Source organism: Shewanella zhuhaiensis (genome assembly GCF_022484835.1).
GTDB classification, from domain to species: Bacteria; Pseudomonadota; Gammaproteobacteria; order Enterobacterales; family Shewanellaceae; genus Shewanella; species Shewanella khirikhana.
Genome location: NZ_JAKUDL010000001.1, coordinates 385,418 through 403,779, shown reverse-complemented (window position 1 = coordinate 403,779; position 18,362 = coordinate 385,418). Strand labels below are relative to the sequence as shown.

The following is an 18,362-nucleotide window of genomic DNA, read 5'->3' as shown; positions in this document are numbered from 1 at the left end:
GCATGAAACATATTGTCTGCCTTATCCTGCTGTTACTGAGTCTGCCGCTGACGGCGGGCGAGCTTCAGGTGGTGCCCAAGGCCTGCGCCACCAGCAGCGATCAACTGCCCTGCCGCTTCGATGTGTCTGTGTCCTACGAGGGCGAGACCGAGCAGAACCTGTGTCTGTGGCTCAGCCACGAAGCCAGCCCCAGACGCTGCTATATTGGACTCAAGGCTTTGAATGAACAGCTATCGTTAGCGCTGGAACAAGACACCATGCTGGAAATCCGCGATATGAATTCACGGGTTATCATGCGCACCGAGATTTCGGTCGCCCTGTTCCAGCCGGCGCCCAAACGCAAACGGAGGGGACTCAATTGGGATCTGCTGTAACTCATACCCTGCTGCTGATTGAAGACGATCTGCCGCTGGCAGAGCTTATTGTTACTTTCCTGTCGAATCAGGGATTTGAAGTACTTCATGCGCCCTCGGTAGAGCAAGCACTTAAGCTGGTGCAAGGTAAAACCATCTCGCTGGCACTGTGCGATGTCATGCTGCCTGGCCAGGATGGCTTCAGCGCCTTTCCTACCCTCAGCGGCCAGCTGAATGCCCCGATTATTTTTATGACCGCCCTTGCCGACAGCGAAGATGAAATTCGCGGCCTGGAGCTTGGCGCCGCCGACTACATCAGCAAACCCGTGGTGCCAAGCTTGCTGCTGGCACGGATAAAGGCGCGTCTTAAAGCTGCGACCGGCGAAGATAAACAACTTTGGCAGCGCCGCGGCCTGAGCTTACACAAGGCCCACCAGCAACTGTGTTTTGGTGAGCGAAACTACCCTCTGACTACCCAGGAAACCGAGCTGATGTGGATTTTTGTCCACCGGCTGGACGAGGTGCTGAGCCGCGAATATCTGTTCGAGCAATTTATTGGCCGCGAGTATGACGGCCTCGATCGGGCGATGGATCTTAAGATCTCCCGCCTGCGGCGTAAGCTTGAAAAAATTGCCGTGCCCGGCCTCAGTATCCGCACCGTCCATGGCCGGGGCTACCTGCTGAGCTTCAGTCTGGATGAGGCAATATGAGGCGTCAGCTGATCCGGCTGTTTGTGCTTATCATCGCCTCCTGCGCGCTTATCGTCTGGTCATTCAACCTGATTTACAGCGCCTCGGAAGAGGCCTACGGCTACAGCCTCGATGTGGAAGCGCTGCTGGCAGAAGGGCAACTGGAATTCAAGACCCTGCCCGCCAATACCATCGCCTTCTCAAAAGAACTCACCGATAAACTGGCAAACGGCAAAATCATTTCCCTGAGTCTGGATAGCGGCGAGCAGTATTTCTATCAGCAAAATCCGGACGGCAGCTTAAGGCAAATGGGGCCAGTGCCGATGCGCAATGGCAGCGGCGATATCACCCCGCTCATCCCCCTGCTGTATGCCAGTCTGGCGCTGGCGATATTGCTGCTGATTGGGCGGGTGTTTAAAGACTTAAGCCTGCTGCAAAGTCAGGCGGTGGATTTTGGCCGTCATCCCAAGCGGCTGAAAACTGGCATTGGCCCTCGCTCGGCCATTTATCCGCTGGCGCAGGGATTTGAAACCATGACCGCGCAAATCATGGACTTTTTAAGGCTGCACAGAGATTTATCGCGCACCATGTCCCATGAAATCCGCACTCCCCTGTCAAGAATGCGGTTTGTATTGGAGCTGTCGAAAGACAATCTGCCGGGGGACTATTTAAACCGGCTCAGCCAGGATATCGACCAGATTGAAGAACTCACCAAAAGCTACCTGTCGTTTGCGCGGGTTGAGCATCAACAGGGAGAGCAAACCCGTGGCTGGCAAGATGCCGATGCCTTTATCTCGGCGCTGCTGGAGAAGTTTTCCGTGTATCAGAGCGCGATAACACTCGAAGGAGAAGTTGACTGCAAGCTGACGGCCGGCAAGGTGCTGCTTGACCCCCTCAGCATGGATTTGGCCGGCCAGAACCTGATTGCCAATGCGCTGAAATACGCCGATAAACAAATACGTATCAGCCTGGTAGCCGAGCCGCGTCATTGGTGCCTTACCGTGGAAGATGATGGTCCCGGCATCGCCGATACCGACAAGGATCTGCGCCAAGCATTTCAGCGCGGCAGCAGCCCAAACAGTTCAGGCTACGGCCTGGGGCTCTATATTGTCCGCAAAATTGCCATCTGGCATCAGGGTAAGCTCAGGGTCGACAATTCACGGCGCCTCGGCGGCGCCGCCATCAGCCTGCGCTGGCGCAGACCTGTGTTTTAGTCAACTGAAACGCGAGCTTTATTGCTGCTTTAGCAGCAGGCACAGCACCTCAAAGTGGTCGCTGTGGGGGAACATATCGAAAAGCTGCACCCGGGCGATGCGATAGCCCGAAATCAGTGCCAGATCCCTGGCCAGGGTCTCGGGATTACAGCTCGAGTACAGAATGGCCCTGGGGGCAAACTCAGACAGGCTGTGGCACAGCGCCTCGCCAATACCGCGCCGGGGTGGATTAACAATAATCACTTCGGGCACCTGCGCAGCTTGCTGGCCTTTGGCAAAGTCGGTGGAGTCGAGCGCAGCAAATGACAGGTTCTCAAGCCCCAGCGCCCTGGCAGAGGTTTTGGCACAGTCGATGGCTTCCGCCTCAATCTCGATGCCCGTTACCGGCAAGTCGGCACTGGCACAGTGCAGGCCAAAACCGCCTACACCACAGAAGAGATCCCACAGACTCTTAGGCGCAAGTTCATCCACCCAATTTGCCGCAGTGGCATAAAGGCTTGCTGCCACTTCGGGGTTGGTCTGGAAAAAGCTCTTCGGACGGATAAACAGCGGCACGCCATTAAAGACCTCCTCCAGCCGGGTCGCTTCGGTCAGGAAGATTTCCTCCTCCCCTTCAAGCCTTGCCATATGAACCGGCTGCAGATTCACCGACACCACCTTGATGGCGGGAAATGCCGTCAACAAGGCTGGCAGTTCCCGCTCAATGCGGGCAATGGCCTCTTTGCTGCGAAGCACAAAGCGCAGCATAAACTCGCCACGTACCGCACTGCGGGTCAGCAGAATAAATTTAAGCTCGCCCTTGGCTTTATCGACTCTATAGGGTGGGATACCAGCGCGGCGCACAAAGCCCTCAAGCTCTGCGAGTAAGCTTTGCATATCAGATGGATACAGGGGACACTGGGTCAAACTCACCGGCGTGCCATCGGGCCCGGGGATCCCCAGCACCGGCTGGTGCGCAGCCCCCATCACCACCATTTTGGCTTTGTTGCGAAAACCGAACTCAGCGCCGGACACCGCAGGCAAATACTGCTCCACCGGCAATTCAGCCAGCAAAGACTGCAGCCGCTGCTGCTTATCCTCAAGCTGTTTTTCAACGCTGCTTGGCATTAAACGGCAGGATTGGCAAAGGCCTTTGGCAAAGTAATCACAGCTCACTGACGGCTCTCCTCACAAAATCGGCGCACACTTTAGCCTGTTTGCGAGGCAAAATCATCCCGGGAAGGTGCAGCATGCAGCATCAGCTTATCGACATCGGCGACACTGGGGCGGTATCCCAGCCGCGCTTTAATCCAGTCGAGCACTTCAGCGCTGCTGGCTCTGAAGGTGGTGAGCTTACCGCCATAGATACTGAGCAGTCGGGGATGGGACACATTGGTGTGCATCAGGGTATCCCGCGGCGCGTTAAAGGCATCACCATCGACCTTGGGCAGCACCCGCACCCCACAGAAGCTGCCACAAATCTTGCCCGTAACCTCCTCGGCACTGCCGGCGCCGGGGAAATATCGGCAGTAAAGCGCCAGCAAATAGCGCCGCTCGGCCTCGGTGATCCCGGGCCTGGCATCCAGGCTGGCCAGACGGGTTTCTGTGGTGCCAACCAGGGTTTTACCGTACCAGGGCATCACAAACACCACCCGCTTGTCCACCGGGGACTCCAGATACATGATGCCGCTCGGCGGCGCTATATCCAACAGCAGATGCGAGCCCTGTACCCAGTCAATTGGCAAGCTGGTTGTGGGCGGCGACACGCAGCCCAGTAGCTCATTCACCCAGGGGCCGCAGGCATTAATCACCAGCCCCGCAGAGATGCTTTGCGATTGGCCTTGAGCAAGGATATCGATTTCGCAGCCATCGCCGCGATGACGAATTTGCTCCACCCGGGATTGCTCCCATATCTCAGCCCCAAGCAGCCTGGCGCTGTGGACTACCGCCTCGCACAACAGGCTGTCGTCGGTTTGCGCATCCCAATACTGAAATACGGTTTCAAGGCCATCGGTGGCGAGCCCATCGAGGGTTTGCCATTCGCTGCGCGGCAGCTTTCTGAAGCGGCCAAGGGGGTCAAATTCAGATAAAAGCCCGTACAAAGACAGCCCGGCACGGATGGTCAGGGCGCCGCGCTGGCTGTGACGATAGATGGGAATATAAAAGGGAACCGCTTTGACCAGGCCGGGCGCAAGCCGAAGCAATGTGCGTCGGGCTGCGAGGGATGTTCGCACCAAATCCAGTTGGAAGCTTTCAAGATAACGCAGGCCGCCGTGGATGAGCTTGCTGGAGTTGCCCGAGGTTTCGCTGCCAACGCGGCCCCGCTCGACCAACAGCACGCTGTAGCCCGCGGCAGCGGCAAACTGGGCCACGCCCACGCCGTTAATGCCCCCGCCAACCACCAGCACATCCACGTGTTTGCTCACGATATTTCCCGCTCCAGCAGTTTGGCCGCCTTATCACACAGGCGTTTAAGTTCGGTCAACTCATCCAGACCAGCCCCGACCATGCAGCGCATCCTGTCGGGAATATCCCTGGCGCCCAATTTAAGCATGCGACCTTCATCGGTGAGGTGCAATACCCGCACCCGCTCATCCTGTTCACTGCGGCCACGACTGACCAGCCCCTTGCTCTCAAGCCGCTTAAGCAGCGGTGTCAGGGTGCCAGAATCGAGATGTAGCCGTTCGCCCAGAGACTTGACGCTGAGGCCCTCTTCCTCCCACAACACCAACATCACCAAATATTGCGGATAGGTCAGCCCCAAACCGTCCAAAATTGGGCGGTATGCCCGGATCATTGCATTGCTCGCCCGATAAAGGGAAAAACAGACCTGTCGGTCCAACGCCAGAGAATCTTGCACCGTCTTGCCTCACATGCGTTAAGTTGTGCACAAATTAGTTGTGTTATAGCAAAAAAAACACTGGTCTGGCGAGTTTATTATGAAGGGTGTAAAAAATTTTTTTCAGCCAAAATAATGACACCTCTATCGGCTGAAAAGCCTGCATCCCAACAGCCATGGGATGTTTGATTTCTGACGTTTCAATTTAAAGGCACGTCAGACCCTAAACCCCTGTCAGACAAATTGAAATGAGCGAAGTGATCGCTTACATTGACTCACCAAAGAACAGTAGTTATACAGGATTTTGTTCTTTAAAGGTGAAGGATGTTAAAATATATTACCGCGATATTCTGTTTTGCAGCATTCACAGCCAACGCAGCCTGCGAGGACAGTACAGTACTCGGCAGCGTAGGTTTTGATAAAAACAGTTCGTACTTCAACGCCGAGGGCAGTAATACCCTCAAGCAGCTGCTCGAAACCTACCAAAACAGCGCCGATACCCGCGAAGGCTATTTGCTGCTGGAGTTCGAGTTCAACCGTAATCAGGGTGACGAAGCGCTGCAGAAGTACAACATGTGGCTGGCCGAGCGCCGCATTGAACGGGTAAAAGAATTTCTGGGCAAGGAAGGTTTTGGTGGCCCCATGGTGAGCCGGATCCGAACCGCTGTGGATTCAGAAACACGGGAACTCACCCTTAAGTGGTGCGCTCAGGAATCCCCTGCAAGCCAAATGTTGGCGGGTTCCACCGCAAACGACAACGCCCTCTGACAAGACAAATGCAGCCAAATCACCCCATGCCTTGTTCGCATAATGGGGTGATTTTCTGATGCAATTTACAGTTTTGACAGGTCGATTTAGTTCGCCGGACGGTTTTCAGTAAAGTAAAGACAGAGAGTTTTGTCTTTACTCCCCGCGGGAAGCGGGTTTGGAGGCCATATGGTCCGCGCACTGTTAATCCCACTGCTTTTCTTTATTTCTGTTTTCGCTTTACCCGTCAGCGCCCACGAAGGGCATGATGATAACGGGCCGATTTGGCATCAGGTCGATGACAGCGGCAAGCCGGTGGTGAAGCTGTATTTCTTTTGGTCCAAAACCTGTCCACACTGCGCCGAAGCCCACCCCTTTATCGACGCCTTACCCGAGAAGTACCCCTGGATTTCGCTTGAGTCTTATATGATCACAGCCCCCGGTGCACGGGACAAATGGCAAGAGGTAGCCAAGGCAACAGGAACTGACACCCGTTCAGTGCCCTTCTTTGCCATTTGTGGCAAGGCCAGCGTGGGGTACAGCAGCGCCGAGGTAACCGGCCAGTTTCTGCTTGGCAGACTCAAAGACTGCTATCGCAGCCTGGGCGGCGTAGTTGCCGATGATGAAGGCATGATGGCTGTCGGCGCCACCTCACAGCCGTTATTTGGCACCTGTGAATCTAGCTCAGAGGCGGGCACCTGCGACTCGGGTGCCGACACAGCAAGCAGTGCCAGCAGCAATGTGCAACCGGTTAAACTGCCCTTTGTCGGTGTGGTGACACCGGATCAACTGTCGCTGCCATTGCTCACTCTGGTGCTGGCCGGGGTCGATGCTTTTAACCCCTGTGCCTTCTTCGTACTGCTGTTCTTACTGTCAATTATGGTGAATGCCAAGAGCCGCAGCCGTATGTTGATTGTGGGTGGTATCTTCGTGTTCTTCTCAGGCTTTATCTACTTTCTGTTTATGACAGCCTGGCTGAACATGTTTGAGCTGCTGGGCGCCGATGGCGATGGCGGAACCATTATTCTGGCGGCGGGCATACTGGCGCTTGTGGCTGGCACCATCAACGTTAAAGACTTCTTCTTTGAGAAAGGCGAAGTGACCTTATCTATGTCGGCCGAAAAGCGCACGGGCCTGATTAAACGTATGGGCAAGCTCTCCAGCGCCAGTTCCATGACCGCCATGATACTCGGCACCACAGTATTGGCCATTCTGGCCAATGCCTACGAGCTGCTGTGCACCGCAGGCTTCCCAATGATCTATACCAGCGTGCTGGCCATGCACGAGCTGCCTGCGGCCGAGCGCTATTTCTATCTGGTGATGTACAACATCGTTTATGTCATTCCGCTGGCACTGATTGTGCTGGTGTTTGCCATGACCCTTGGCAAACGCAAACTCAGCGAAAAAGAAGGCGAATCGCTGAAACTCATGTCGGGCATTATGATGGTCGGCCTGGGGGGGATGCTGGTGTGGGATCCGACCTCGCTGCAAAACGTGGCGCTGGCCATTGGCCTGATCCTGGGCTCCATTCTGCTGACAACGGTGATTTTACTTGGGCGTAAGTTACTGGCAGCAAAGGCGACGAGCCAATGAGCGTGCCCACTGGCATTGCCGCGCCTTGCAAATCAGGGCTCGAAGACTAAAGTTTATGGATACGGAGCCGATAACTGGATCTGACCGAGACGAAGAGGTAACTCATGGCAATCAGCATTAATTCAGGCAGTATCGAACCCAATCTGAGCCACGGCGCCATTGGGGTAAAGGTTGCTCAAATGGCAAAGGATCAGCAGAAAGTTGAGGGGCAAATTGCACTCGATCTGATCAGCGCCGCCACCGCACCGGCTCCCAAGTCAGCGCCAGTTGGCAACATAGGCCACAATATCGATACCACCGCCTAAGCCCGGAAGCAGCCGCCTAGCGCGTCCGCCGTCCAGATAAGGCTTCATTCAAAAGCGCCTGTTGCTCTGCATCCTGGCGCTTTTGCTTTTCTGCGGCCTGAGTTTCAATGTATTGCTCAACTTGCCGCTCGCATTGACGCCTGTCACCGTGGGGATCATAGGGATCTTTATCGGTGCGAAGATCACACAGGGCCTGCGCGCAGCCACCTGAAAAAGTGGCCAACATCAGCACAACTGCAATCCGGGGCTTGGGTAGCATCCGAGGCTTGGGTAGCATCCGGCATTTGGGTAGCATAGCTATCATCATTCTCGCTCCTATACGCACAGTGGCTGACATAGATATCAGGTACAGGCTGAATTGAGCCTGACTGACAAATAAAATTGACTCATACAGAGCCGCTTTACAGCGGGCAGAGCCTAGCCTGTGCAGCCTTGCAGACAAGAATCGGTTATCCATCATTTTGGGCGTAATTTTGCATTTGCTCACGAATGGATCTGAGAATGGAGTGCTTGATATCCTTTATGTTTTTACTCTGCGGGCACCAAAGTGAAATAGGTAATTTCACACCTTCAAACATCATATCGACATCGAGGGGCGAAATACCATCAACTGCTGCGTTTGACTCAGAAAGAGCCTTGGGCAACCAGGCCCAACCCAGTCCCTCCCTGACCATGTTGATAATGAGCGCCTGCTGATCAACAAGTTCATGGTTTGCCGAAAACAGAAATTTATTACCCATTCTTTCGTCAACCAGCGACTTGAGCATGATTTGGCGCTCGGTACGCAGCGCATTGACCACCTGACTTTTATCCAGAGTATGCAACCAGCCATTGCTCTGCACATACGGCAGAAACTCAACATGCCCGAGGAAGGTGGAGTCCATGCTGTGCATAGCCGTGCTGTCATGAATATTCACCACGCCAAAATGAATACTGCCATCGATAATGCCTTGTTTGATTGCTTCCCTGTCCCGGACCACAAATTCAACCTGCATGGCGGGAAAGTCTTGCGCAAGTTGCTTGCGGATCAAGGAAAGTGCATGACTGGGAATAAAACTCGGATAGGCAAAAATCACCCGCCCCAAGGCGCCATAGGACAGACTCAGCGCCATCTTGTCAAACGAGCGAACTTGCTCAATCACTTGCTTTGCATAGAGATATAGCAGATGGCCATCTTCGGTTGGCTCTACCGTACGACCTATTCGCTCAAACAGGGTTACCGCCAACTGATCTTCAAGATTCGTGATGACCTGACCTATTGTGGTTCTATGTTTGTTCAGTTTCACCGCGGCTTTGCTGAACGACAGCTTTTCATAAACAGTCACAAACGCCAATAACTGTTCGAGGCTAAAATTCATACCAGTCTCCGAGCTCAGACACAGCCCACAAGATAGCACTACTTTTGCCGTTTTCACCCCAAAGCAACAGCCTTTATAGCCCCCTAATCACTTTTAAGGGCGATTGACGTTTGCTTCCACAAACATTGTGGCCCACGGATGACGATTCACAAATCTCAAGTCACCAATCTCAAGTCACAATGCAAAATCGGTCACAGGTTAAATGTCCGGTACAGGTTAAACAGAAGTTCAATCCTGTCTTTTTATGTTCGCAGCATTGATCACGTAACCTGTTGTCATGGTTCTATTTCCATCAGACAGCTGAACTGAGTGCACTACTTCATCAGTCTGAATATTTCCTTCAACCCAAACAGGTTCAAACGTTTCAGTTAGCTCGTAACCAGCAGGGACATTGACCAAAACAGATTGGCCAGCCGGCGGTAACTGAGTGTGGGCACAGACACTGGCGTTTGGCACTAATACAAACTGGGTGTATTTGGCAGCTTGCCCCTGCAGTGGAATAAGGTACCCCGCAAGCTTCACATCCTTAATCGCCAGGTTGGGGATAACTGATGAAGACAATGTCTGCCTATCCATCAGCAAAGCCACTTGTGCTGTAACGTCCAGCCCCCGCTTTTCAGCCAGCGCGACGCGCAGTCGATAGCCATCTTGCTCCAGCGGGCTTAAGCTTCTGCTTTGCGAGGCCATCTCATAGGCATAAATTTCTGATAGCAATGCCTTGTCGGCGCCGGAGAGAGCGCTTGCGCGAGTCTCACTTGGGCGCAAAGCCTCCCAACTGATGGTTTCAGAGGCATTGGTTTCAGAGGCATTGGTTTCAGAGGCATTGGCAACTGACGCCATCAGGAAGATACTCAGCAACAAATACTGTTTCATATCTGGATTTCCAATTCGTTATCCGCAGCAGACGGCAGGTATTGGGGAAGGAGATAACCCGTGGCTATTCAGGTGTTAGCCACGGGATGGTTTCAAGGCTGGCTCAGCGTTTACAGCTGGCCCAGATTTTCCATCAGGGTGTAGAAGAACCCGATTGAACGACCGTACTCCTCCACCAAAATCCGCTCATTCACACCGTGGAAACCTTCAAACTCTTTCACGCTTTCCAGCTGCAGCGCTGTCATGGTGTACACGTCCGGCGCAAAGGCGCGAGCCTGGAAGTGTTTGGAATCCGAGCCGCCAATGACAAAGAATGGCGACACAATCAGGTCGTTACCCCAGGTTTGACGAATGGTCTTCTCAAGCAGCTTATAGCCCTGACCATTGGGATCAGCCACATTGGTTGCTGGCGTTGATGCTGAAATATCGCGCACCGTGATACGGTCATCGTTGATGGCTTTCTTCACATGCTCAATGATCACCTCCGGGGTGTCGCCGGGCATAGGTCTGAAGTTCACCACAGCCGTGGCCGCAGGGGGCAGCACGTTGTCTTTAATGCCAGCGTTGAACATGGTCACCGCCGTGGTGGTATGCAACATCGCCCGGGTAACCTGGTTTTGCGACATCACGTCCATAAACTTTTGCTCAAGCTCAGTCACTGAGTCGTTGTTACCATAGGCCACCGCCTTGTACATAGGCTGCTGCTCAGCAGGCAGCTCTGGCCCCATAAAGCGGTACTGATAACGCACTGCATCGTGGATTTTATAGGGAAACTGCGCCGCCTCCACCTTGGTCACAGCTTTCGCAAGCGCCACAATGTTTGACTCAGAGGCTGGTTGAGATGAGTGACCTCCCATGCCATTGATGGCTATCTCCAGACTGACGTAGCCTTTTTGAGCAATGCCGATAAGCGCCGTGTTTTCACGAATGCCAGGGAAGACACCGGGGATCAGCGGCGCCGATTCATCAAGCACAAAGGCTATCTTTTCGTAACGCTGCTCAATAATATCCGCCGCATGCTTAGCCCCTTCAGGCCCCCCCACTTCTTCATCGTGGCCAAAAACGAACAGCATGGTGCGTTCAGGTTGAAAACCTTCTTTGATTTTCATTTCTGCGGCTTCAAGAATGGCGTGAATTTGATTTTTGTCATCCAGCGAGCCACGGCCCCAGATGTATCCATCTTTGATATCACCGGAGAAGGGGTCCACCAGCCACTGATCACGGGACTCCAATGCCACAGGCACTACGTCCTGGTGAGCCATGAAAACGGCGGGCGGCAAGTCGGGATTTTTTCCTTCCCAGGTGTAAATCAGACTGAAAGGACGGGGCTCACCTACCAACTCGCGCTTCAATGTTTTGTGCACCAGCGGATAAGATTGCTCGATAAACTTGTGGTAGCCGTTAAACGCCGCTTCATCAAAATCACTGCGATCCTGATTTGAAATAGTAGGAAACTGCACCGCCTTTGACAGGCGCTTCGCAGCGCCATCGAGATCGACGCTCACTTCAATTTGCTCAATGCCTTTCATCTGCATTGAACTGAAGTCCCTATCTTCTGCGGCCCATGCAGAGACACTGGCTGTCAGTGCCAGCGCGGAAGCGATACCGGTAAAAAGCTTTGATGGCTTGGTCATCATAAAATTCCTCAACTTGTCGGGATGTGAGTCGGTGTATGTCGTTTCAATGCGCTCAGTATCCGCAAAAATTTTGCTCCTAACCAATCGCATTTGATGGATCAAATCCTGCAAAAGTTCATTACCACCGCTCTTTTCCACTTAGTCACAATTAGCCCAACTCACCTCAGGCAACGCCTGTGCCTGTACCTGTACCTCTGCCTGCGCCTTCCCAGAGACGGTGCCTTTCCGCAGGACTGGCAAAAGTCATGCGTCAGGTGTCAGGTGTCAGGTGTCGGATGAAACATCGTTTGAGCACAGGCCCAAGAACATCAAGCAGTGACGGCTCAGTCTCAACCTGACTTTAAGCCGAATGGACGAAGCACGCCCCGTATCAAAACTAAGGGTTTTCAGAATCAGAGCGGCTGACCCCACTCAGTGAAAATGACCTGAGCACACAGATTCTTACAACAGTGCACCGCCAACCTGCGAGGTTAACAGGCTAATGTGACAGGGCAGCTTTGCGCACACCGGGGGCTAAAAAGGAGTGAGAAAAGTGCCATAAGCACAGGCACAAGAGATATCTGTTTGCACAGATTGAGCTGACAGCACAGTGAGGAAGGCAAATATCCAGCCAGAAAAGCGGAACTCATCCCTGAGTTACCACGGAGAGAAGATTAGAGTTTGAACTGAGAGGTGGCGCTTTGCAGCTCTTCGGCAAAATCAGACAGCCCGGATGACACCTGATGAACCTGGTTTAGGATAATCAGGGTCTGCTCGAATGAAGCATTCATATCCACCACATTATCAACCACTTGCGAAGCAACCTGTGACTGTTCGTCGGTCGCCTTGGCAATATGGGTGTTCATGGCATTGATGCTGACAATCTGCTCTTGAATGGTCTTTAGCGCCTGCCCGGTTTTCTGAGCGTGCTCTTCGTTCTCTGACGACTTGGACATGGCCACTGTCATGGTACTGACCGACGATTCGGCTGCACTCTTAAGCCTTGAAAGCACCTCGCGAATTTCCTTGGTGGCGTCGGCCGTTTTGGAGGCCAGCGCCCGCACTTCATCGGCTACCACAGCAAAGCCCCTTCCCTGCTCACCGGCGCGGGCCGCCTCAATTGCCGCATTCAGTGCCAACAGGTTGGTCTGCTCAGCAATGGAGGTGATCACATTCAGGATGGAACCCACGCTCTCGGTATCTTTAGCGAGTTCATTAATGGAACTGGAAGCCACTTCGATTTCGGCGTTGAGTTCCTGAGAAATATCTATGGTGCGCTGCACCACCGACATGCCCTCCATCGCCTCACGCTCGGCTATCTGCGCCGCCTCAGCCGCCTGATTGGCATTGTGGGAAATGTCAGTCACCGAGTGACGCATCTCTTCCATTGACCCCTGCACCGCCTGAGCATCCTGGCTTTGACGTTCAGTCGCACCTGTAGCGACATCCATCTTGTCTTTCAGATCGTGGGCGCTGTCCAGCAATGGCGAGGTCACATTGACCACCCGCTGAATCGACTCGGCGAGCAATCCGAGGAAGCGATTGAAGTTGTTGGCAACCTGTCCCAACTCATCATTGCCGCTCACCGGCAACTGATGGCTTAAATCGCCCTTGCCGTCGGCGAGCTCCCCCAAGGATCGGGCCACATCTTTGGCACTGCGACTGATGGCGCGGGCAATGGAAATGGTGACGATGGCCATAAGCAGCAGCAGCGCAATACCCACGCCCATGGTCATCCAAAGGCTGTTTTCAGAGCGGTCTCCCGCCTCTTTAATGGTGTTTTTGAATTCGGCAATTTTGGCTTGTTTGTAAGCCTGAATTTTTCCCAGCACCCCTTCATAGGCGGCGGTTTTTTTCTGGCTTATCACGCCGATATTGGCCATGTCAGCAGTGCCATCGAGCATGCTTTTGGCCAGATCGAAGGTCATGCCGTTATAGGTACTCAAATCTGTCAGCATCGCCTGCAGCTTATCGGCTTCGCCCTTGTCCGTGCCCTGTAGCTGTTTTAAGTTGGTAGCAAGATTTTCATGCAGAGTACCGGCTTGCTCCAGCAAGTCTTCATCGGCAAATGACACAGCCTGGGTATACACCTCTTCCAGCCGCTGCACCAACATAACGTTTTGATTTGCCAGCTCAACCCTTTGATAAATCTTATCTTCCATAAAACCAAGGGTGTCGCGGTTTTTGCTGATAGATACAATACTGATGCCGAGGTTCACCATGAATATGGCCACCGACAGCACAAAGATGACGCCGACTTTTTTAAAGATGGAAAGGTTGTTAAACCATGTCATAAGCAGCCCCTTAAGAGGGGTGCCGGCGGGCGCCGGCACCGGCAGTTAGAACTCGGCAACCACCTTCACCGAGCCATTTACCTGACTACTATCAATATAGCCAATAATGTTGGGGTTGGAGGAAACCAGGCCTATCACTTCATCGGCACTGGCAACTTCTTTTGGCGGGGTGCCTTTACCGGTAAATACCTTCTGCGACCAGTAAGACTTGAGCTGGCTGGACGATTTACCAAGCACATTGGTATCAAACGCTTCCCGAACCGGGCCTGCCTCAAGGTTTACCGGCACCGCCTGCCCGCCGCCGGGGAAGGACTTGGTTTTGCCCAGGTAAATGTTCTCGATGGCTTTTTTATCGATACTGTCGCCATTGCTGGGGTGAACTATCACGGCCACACCAGCCCAGGCCTGCACTGAGCACAGGCACAATAGGATTGAGTAAATTACTTTTTTCATGGCTCTCTCCTAAAATACCAGGTCAACGCCGAAGCTGATGGACTTGGAATCCCCCGCTACACGCCAGGAATCAGGGGTACCTGCGCCCGTGCCGTTGTCTTCCACATCGTCATACTGGATTTTAAATGCGGCTGATGGATGGAAATCCCAGCGTAGCCCCACAGAGGTGGTGTTGTGCACTTCGCTGCCGTCATCGAAATCGGAATAAGACACGAAGGGCATAAAGTCTTTGATCCGATAGCCGACAGTGACCAGATAAGTATCCAAATCAGAGTCTTGCAGAGTCAGGCGGTTCATCTCGCTGAGCACCACCAGATTATTCCAGTCGATATTCACTGACAGGCCGTAAAACTTGCCGTCGCGCTCGGTTTGTCCGTCCCATTCAACCTGCTCACCACCTATGTAGCGCTCATTGGTGTATTGCATGTGGGTGAGTCGGATATCGAGCCATTCGTAGTTCAGCTGAGCCACAATACCGGCAATATCTTTCCAGATCTCCCGGGTGGAATCGCCGAAAAAGAATTCCGACAACAGCTTGTTGGGTTCATCATCCTCGCGGCCAAAGTACACCTGACCGGTCAGGGTCCAATCGCCAATCAGATAGTTATAGAGGGCACTTACGCCTGTGTAGTTGAAGATCTGCCAGGTGTAGTTATCTGCGGGCGGACGGATCCACGGATAGGCATAGCCCACATCGAAGAAGTCACTGTAGTAGTACAGCGGCAGGCGTTTTTTACCGGCCTGCACCGTCCAGTGTTCGTTGAGTTCGTAGGAAAGGTAAGCCCACTCAAAGTCGGCGGAGAAGTCATTGGCCCCCCGCGAAACAATTTGCGCCGTGGCCGACAAGCCGTCCATCAGATCCGCCGATATCTGTATGCCAAACAGCGTATCGGGCTCGAAACTGATCTCTTCGGTATAGGCCCCCACCAGCGGATAATCGGCGAGGAAGGTGGGTTCAAGCCCAAACTCCTCTACCCCACTGCCTTCCAATACCTTGCCCCCGACTACAGAGGCAAACCCAGAAATATTGACCTCAGCCGACGCCGTCCCGCTCAACATCAGCGCGCCGAGGCAGATTGCCAGCTTGTGCTTCATACAAAACCCTTTATTTGTCAGGTGTATCCGACTTTAAGACTAGGACACGGCAACAAATTGGCAAACTTTTGGGCTAGATTTTTGAACAAATCACCAGAGGGGATGTCTAAGGGGGAGAATTATTCTGCTGAAATGCTGGCCACCCGGTATCGGTTACGGCCCATTTCCTTGGCTTCGTACAGGGCTTCATCGGCTGCGGCCAGCAGTTTTTCACTATCCATACCCGCCTGCCACTTCACCAGCCCCTGAGACACACTCACGCTCTGGCTCACGTCCGATGCCGGATGGGCAATATTGGCCTCAACCAAAAGCCGCGCCACCTTGTTGGCGATATCCTCGGCCCCGGCAAGGTCGGTCTCTGGTAACAGCATAGCAAACTCTTCCCCACCGTAACGGACCGCCAGATCCCGCGGCCTGCTGGCGGCGCCCGACAACAGCTTGCCCATTTTTTTCAGGCACTCATCTCCTGCCTGATGACCAAGGGAATCGTTAAGCCGTTTAAAGAAATCGATATCCATCAGAATAAGGCACAGCGAATGGCCGGTGCGGGTCGCGGCACGAATTTCCTGCTCGAGAATTTCATCGAAGTGGCGCCGGTTGCTAAGGCCCGTTAACCCATCCACCAACGCCATCCGGCGAAAGTGTTTGAGTAATCGATGTTTTTCCACATCGCGGCGCACGGCTTTTCGAAACCAGCTGTAGATAACCTGACGACCACTGAGCAGCAGCACGGTTAAGCTTAAGGTGCGCACTAGGTTGAACAGCCAGCTTTCCGGCACCAATTGATAACGGTAAAACGCGGCAAACAGCAGCAGCGGCAACACCGCGGCCAGCATTAATGTCAGACTGGGGAACAGCGCGATTGCCATCAGCAGCGTCAGGATATCGCACAGGGTTTCCACCGCCGTCAGCATGGCACTGCCGGAGTTGGAAAACAGCGCCATCACAATCAGCCAGCCGCACACCAGTGCCACCAGGTGACCATAGGCCCACTCTTTGCCGCCACTGTGTAGAAAGCGGGTCCAATAGAGCAAAATAAACAGCAAACACAGGCCGCCAAACGGCAGAATAACCTTCAGCGCCGCCAGGAACTCCACTCCCATATGGGGTGACAACAACACGCTCAGCAAGGTCACCAACAGCAGCACCAGGCTGGCCGAGCTTAGCCAGAGCATGCCGCGCAGCAGATATTGCTGGGTTTCTTCCCTGAGGGCTTCGTCAAAGGAGCGTGCGTCTTTATCCACCTGAAGTTCCTGCATTTTCAACTCGACGAAACACAATATAGCACGAACAGCTGACCTCGCCTGTGCGACCGGGGAATGAACAAGCCGGCTCTGGCCGGCTTTTTCACTGCGCATCAATAAGTGGTTAAATCAGGCTGCCTGGGTTGAAGCCTGCTCACCATGACGGATAAGGTAATCAAAGGCGCCAAGACTTGCCGTAGCTCCACTGCCCATGGCAATGATGATTTGCTTGTAGGCCGAGTTGGTTACATCACCTGCAGCAAATACGCCTGGCAGTGAGGTCTGACCGCGCTCATCCACGATAATTTCACCGCGGGGAGTCAGCTCCAGTGTGCCCTTGAGCCACTCGGTGTTCGGTACCAGACCAATTTGCACGAAGATCCCGGCCAGCTCCACACTGTGGCTGTCGCCGCTGCGACGGTCGGTATACACCAAACCGGTCACCTTGTTGCCATCACCGCTCACTTCGGTGGTTTGCGCCTCGGTAATAATATCGATATTGCCCATGGAGCGCGCCTTGCGAACCAGCACTTCGTCGGCGCGCAGCTTGCTGTCAAATTCAAGCACAGTCACGTGTTCCACAATATTGGCCAAATCGATGGCCGCTTCAATGCCTGAGTTACCACCCCCAATCACGGCTACGCGCTTACCCTTAAACAGCGGGCCATCGCAGTGCGGGCAGTAAGCCACGCCGCGGCCACGGTATTCTTTCTCGCCGGGCACATTCATTTCACGCCAGCGGGCACCGGTTGCCAGCAACACGGTTTTGCCTTCCAGCGTCGCGCCACTTGCCAGCTCAACCTGATACAGGCCATTGCCATCGGCAGACTGACTCAGACGCACCGCTTTCTGGCTTTCCATGATATCCACTTCGTAGTCACGAACGTGGGCTTCAAGGCTTGCCACCAGCTTGGGGCCTTCGGTGGCTTTCACCGAAATAAAGTTCTCGATTCCCACAGTTTCGGTGACCTGACCACCAAAGCGATCGGCAACCAAGCCTGTGCTTAGACCTTTACGGGCAGAGTAGATAGCGGCTGAGGCACCGGCAGGGCCCGCGCCCACAATCAACACCTCGAAAGGCGCTTTTTGCGTCAGTGCCTCGGCTTCGCGGGCACTGGCCTGGGTATCAACCTTGGCCAGAATTTCTTTCAGGCTGATACGGCCCTGGGCAAAGAGTTCACCATTGAGGTAAACCGATGGCACCGCCATGATCTGCCGTGATTCCACTTCGTCCTGGAACAGGGCGCCATCCACCATGGTGTTGCTGACCTTGGGGTTAAGGGCGGCCATCATATTCAGCGCCTGCACCACATCGGGGCAGTTTTGGCAGGTCAAAGACACAAAAGTCTCGAACTTAAGCTCAGCCGGCAGGGCTTTTATCTGCTCAATCACCTCGGCATCCAGTTTCAGAGGATGACCGCCTGTGTGCAGCAGCGCCAGCACCAGCGAGGTAAATTCATGCCCCATGGGCAAGCCGGCAAATCGAATGTCACTGCCCTGGTCGTTGGTTACCTGCATGGCAGGGGTGCGCTCGAGCCTGGCCTTGGTCACTGAAACCAACGGAGACAAGGAGGCGATGTCGTTGGCCAGGTCGAGCAACTCTTGTGACTTTTTGCTGTCATCGGCAGACACCACGAGTCTGACGTCCTGCCGTAAATTTTGCAGATAAGTCTTAAGCTGCTGTTTCAAATCCGCATTTAACATAGTGGC

18 protein-coding genes are annotated in these 18,362 nt (G+C 53.8%); 6 read left to right on the top strand and 12 right to left on the bottom strand.

What is annotated here, in order from left to right:
• The first annotated feature begins 2 nt into the window (after positions 1-2).
• Genes MJ923_RS01680 through MJ923_RS01670 form a run of 3 tightly spaced genes read left to right on the top strand, consistent with a single transcriptional unit; the run spans position 3 to position 2,256 of the window.
• Positions 3-374: a DUF3019 domain-containing protein gene (locus tag MJ923_RS01680; protein ID WP_240589634.1), complete on the top strand. Its 372-nt coding sequence runs from the start codon at positions 3-5 to the stop codon at positions 372-374.
• Positions 359-1,063 carry a response regulator transcription factor gene (locus tag MJ923_RS01675; RefSeq protein WP_240589633.1) on the top strand — a complete coding sequence of 235 codons (705 nt, stop codon included), beginning with the start codon at positions 359-361 and terminating at the stop codon, positions 1,061-1,063. Before MJ923_RS01680 ends, MJ923_RS01675 begins: the two co-directional genes overlap by 16 nt.
• On the top strand, positions 1,060-2,256 hold the full coding sequence (locus tag MJ923_RS01670; RefSeq protein ID WP_240589632.1) for a sensor histidine kinase: 1,197 nt from the start codon (positions 1,060-1,062) through the stop codon (positions 2,254-2,256). Before MJ923_RS01675 ends, MJ923_RS01670 begins: the two co-directional genes overlap by 4 nt.
• An 18-nt stretch (positions 2,257-2,274) precedes the next feature.
• On the opposite strand, the gene rlmC is transcribed toward MJ923_RS01670, so the two are convergent.
• Genes rlmC through ohrR form a run of 3 tightly spaced genes read right to left on the bottom strand, consistent with a single transcriptional unit; the run spans position 2,275 to position 5,095 of the window.
• Positions 2,275-3,411, bottom strand: coding sequence for a 23S rRNA (uracil(747)-C(5))-methyltransferase RlmC (gene rlmC / locus MJ923_RS01665; protein ID WP_338092209.1), 1,137 nt, complete (start codon positions 3,409-3,411; stop codon positions 2,275-2,277).
• 32 nt (positions 3,412-3,443) lie between these two features.
• Positions 3,444-4,661: a glycerol-3-phosphate dehydrogenase/oxidase gene (locus MJ923_RS01660; RefSeq protein WP_240589631.1), complete on the bottom strand. Its 1,218-nt coding sequence runs from the start codon at positions 4,659-4,661 to the stop codon at positions 3,444-3,446.
• Positions 4,658-5,095, bottom strand: coding sequence for a transcriptional regulator OhrR (gene ohrR, locus MJ923_RS01655; RefSeq protein WP_126165793.1), 438 nt, complete (start codon positions 5,093-5,095; stop codon positions 4,658-4,660). Before ohrR ends, MJ923_RS01660 begins: the two co-directional genes overlap by 4 nt.
• 303 nt (positions 5,096-5,398) lie before the next feature.
• Between ohrR and MJ923_RS01650 the strand changes: the two genes are divergently transcribed.
• The 3 genes from MJ923_RS01650 (at position 5,399) to MJ923_RS01640 (ending at position 7,719) form a co-directional block, all read left to right on the top strand.
• A complete protein-coding gene (locus tag MJ923_RS01650) occupies positions 5,399-5,842 on the top strand; it encodes an OmpA family protein (protein ID WP_240589630.1) in 444 nt (147 codons plus the stop codon).
• A 168-nt stretch (positions 5,843-6,010) separates the two neighbouring features.
• Complete coding sequence (locus MJ923_RS01645; protein ID WP_240589629.1) at positions 6,011-7,414, top strand: TlpA family protein disulfide reductase; 1,404 nt, start codon at positions 6,011-6,013, stop codon at positions 7,412-7,414.
• 104 nt (positions 7,415-7,518) lie between these two features.
• Positions 7,519-7,719 carry a cytoplasmic protein gene (locus MJ923_RS01640; RefSeq protein WP_126165790.1) on the top strand — a complete coding sequence of 67 codons (201 nt, stop codon included), beginning with the start codon at positions 7,519-7,521 and terminating at the stop codon, positions 7,717-7,719.
• Between the two features lie 16 nt (positions 7,720-7,735).
• Here the strand turns inward: MJ923_RS01640 and MJ923_RS01635 are convergent, their stop codons facing one another.
• The 9 genes from MJ923_RS01635 to ahpF all read right to left on the bottom strand — a co-directional run bounded on the left by MJ923_RS01635 (position 7,736) and on the right by ahpF (position 18,356).
• Positions 7,736-8,026: a hypothetical protein gene (locus tag MJ923_RS01635; RefSeq protein ID WP_240589628.1), complete on the bottom strand. Its 291-nt coding sequence runs from the start codon at positions 8,024-8,026 to the stop codon at positions 7,736-7,738.
• A gap of 142 nt (positions 8,027-8,168) precedes the next feature.
• A complete protein-coding gene (locus tag MJ923_RS01630) occupies positions 8,169-9,077 on the bottom strand; it encodes a LysR family transcriptional regulator (RefSeq protein WP_240589627.1) in 909 nt (302 codons plus the stop codon).
• A 228-nt stretch (positions 9,078-9,305) separates the two neighbouring features.
• Positions 9,306-9,950 (bottom strand): DUF3299 domain-containing protein, encoded by a 645-nt coding sequence (locus MJ923_RS01625; RefSeq protein WP_240589626.1) that lies wholly within the window; start codon positions 9,948-9,950, stop codon positions 9,306-9,308.
• A gap of 110 nt (positions 9,951-10,060) precedes the next feature.
• Entirely contained in the window at positions 10,061-11,584 is a 1,524-nt protein-coding gene (locus MJ923_RS01620; RefSeq protein ID WP_240589625.1) for a M20 family peptidase, read from the bottom strand.
• A 656-nt stretch (positions 11,585-12,240) separates the two neighbouring features.
• Positions 12,241-13,860 (bottom strand): methyl-accepting chemotaxis protein, encoded by a 1,620-nt coding sequence (locus MJ923_RS01615; RefSeq protein WP_240589624.1) that lies wholly within the window; start codon positions 13,858-13,860, stop codon positions 12,241-12,243.
• Positions 13,861-13,905: 45 nt separating this feature from the next.
• Positions 13,906-14,313 carry a type 2 periplasmic-binding domain-containing protein gene (locus MJ923_RS01610; RefSeq protein WP_240589623.1) on the bottom strand — a complete coding sequence of 136 codons (408 nt, stop codon included), beginning with the start codon at positions 14,311-14,313 and terminating at the stop codon, positions 13,906-13,908.
• Between the two features lie 9 nt (positions 14,314-14,322).
• The gene (locus MJ923_RS01605; protein WP_240589622.1) at positions 14,323-15,408 is read right to left on the bottom strand and encodes a porin; all 1,086 of its coding nucleotides are present in this window, start codon (positions 15,406-15,408) and stop codon (positions 14,323-14,325) included.
• Positions 15,409-15,527: 119 nt separating this feature from the next.
• Entirely contained in the window at positions 15,528-16,652 is a 1,125-nt protein-coding gene (locus tag MJ923_RS01600) for a GGDEF domain-containing protein (RefSeq protein WP_240589621.1), read from the bottom strand.
• 129 nt (positions 16,653-16,781) lie between these two features.
• The gene (gene ahpF / locus MJ923_RS01595; protein WP_240589620.1) at positions 16,782-18,356 is read right to left on the bottom strand and encodes an alkyl hydroperoxide reductase subunit F; all 1,575 of its coding nucleotides are present in this window, start codon (positions 18,354-18,356) and stop codon (positions 16,782-16,784) included.
• Positions 18,357-18,362: the final 6 nt, after the last annotated feature.